The 1,505-nt window shown below is 57.5% G+C and carries 1 rRNA gene; it reads left to right on the forward strand.

The features are described 5' to 3' along the window. Positions 1–1,500 (forward strand): 23S ribosomal RNA (locus tag ACIBI9_RS67865); the annotation flags it as partial. Positions 1,501–1,505 lie beyond the last annotated feature (5 nt).

Consider the following 1,505-nt stretch of genomic DNA (forward strand, 5'->3'; position numbering starts at 1 on the left):
GGGTAGTAGGTAAGCGATGGGGTGACGCAGGAAGGTAGTCCAGCCCAGGCGATGGTTGTCCTGGGGTAAGCATGTAGGGAGCGAGGTAGGCAAATCCGCCTCGCACGTATCCTGAGATGTGATGCCGAGCCGATTGTGGTGAAGTGGATGATCCTATGCTGCCGAGAAAAGCCTCTAGCGAGTGTTGTGGCGGCCCGTACCCTAAACCGACTCAGGTGGTCAGGTAGAGAATACTAAGGCGATCGGGTGAACTGTGGTTAAGGAACTCGGCAAATTGCCCCCGTAACTTCGGGAGAAGGGGGACCTCTGCTGGTGTAGGACCGTGCGTCCGAGGCTGGTGGGGGTCGCAGTGGCCAGGGGGAAGCGACTGTTTACTAAAAACACAGGTCCGTGCGAAGTCGTAAGACGATGTATACGGACTGACGCCTGCCCGGTGCCGGAACGTTAAGGGGACCGCTTAGTCAGCTTCGGTTGGCGAAGGTGAGAACTTAAGCGCCGGTAAACGGCGGTGGTAACTATAACCATCCTAAGGTAGCGAAATTCCTTGTCGGGTAAGTTCCGACCTGCACGAATGGCGTAACGACTTCCCCGCTGTCTCAACCGCAGACCCGGTGAAATTGCAGTACGAGTAAAGATGCTCGTTTCGCGCAGCAGGACGGAAAGACCCCGGGACCTTCACTACAGCTTGACATTGGTGTTTGGAACGGCTTGTGTAGGATAGGTGGGAGACTGGGAAGCTCGGACGCTAGTTCGGGTGGAGTCATTGGTGAAATACCACTCTGGTCGTTTTGGATGTCTAACTCTGGTCCGTGATCCGGATCGGGGACAGTGTCTGGTGGGTAGTTTAACTGGGGCGGTTGCCTCCCAAAAGGTAACGGAGGCGCCCAAAGGTTCCCTCAGCCTGGTTGGCAATCAGGTGTTGAGTGTAAGTGCACAAGGGAGCTTGACTGTGAGACTGACGGGTCGAGCAGGAGCGAAAGCTGGGACTAGTGATCCGGCATCGGCGTGTGGAAGCGGTGTCGCTCAACGGCTAAAAGGTACCCCGGGGATAACAGGCTGATCTTCCCCAAGAGTCCATATCGACGGGATGGTTTGGCACCTCGATGTCGGCTCGTCGCATCCTGGGGCTGGAGTAGGTCCCAAGGGTTGGGCTGTTCGCCCATTAAAGCGGTACGCGAGCTGGGTTTAGAACGTCGCGAGACAGTTCGGTCCCTATCCGCTGCGCGCGCAGGAGACTTGAAAGGGGCTGTCCCTAGTACGAGAGGACCGGGACGGACGAACCTCTGGTGTGCCAGTTGTACCGCCAGGTGCACGGCTGGTTGGCTACGTTCGGGAGGGATAACCGCTGAAAGCATCTAAGCGGGAAGCTTGCCTTGAGATGAGGTCTCCCACCCTGTGAGGGGGTAAGGCTCCCGGTAGACGACCGGGTTGATAGGCCGGAGGTGGAAGCGCGGTAACGTGTGGAGCTGACCGGTACTAATAGGCCGAGGACTTGACCACAAAGC

Source organism: Nonomuraea sp. NPDC050451, from assembly GCF_044458585.1.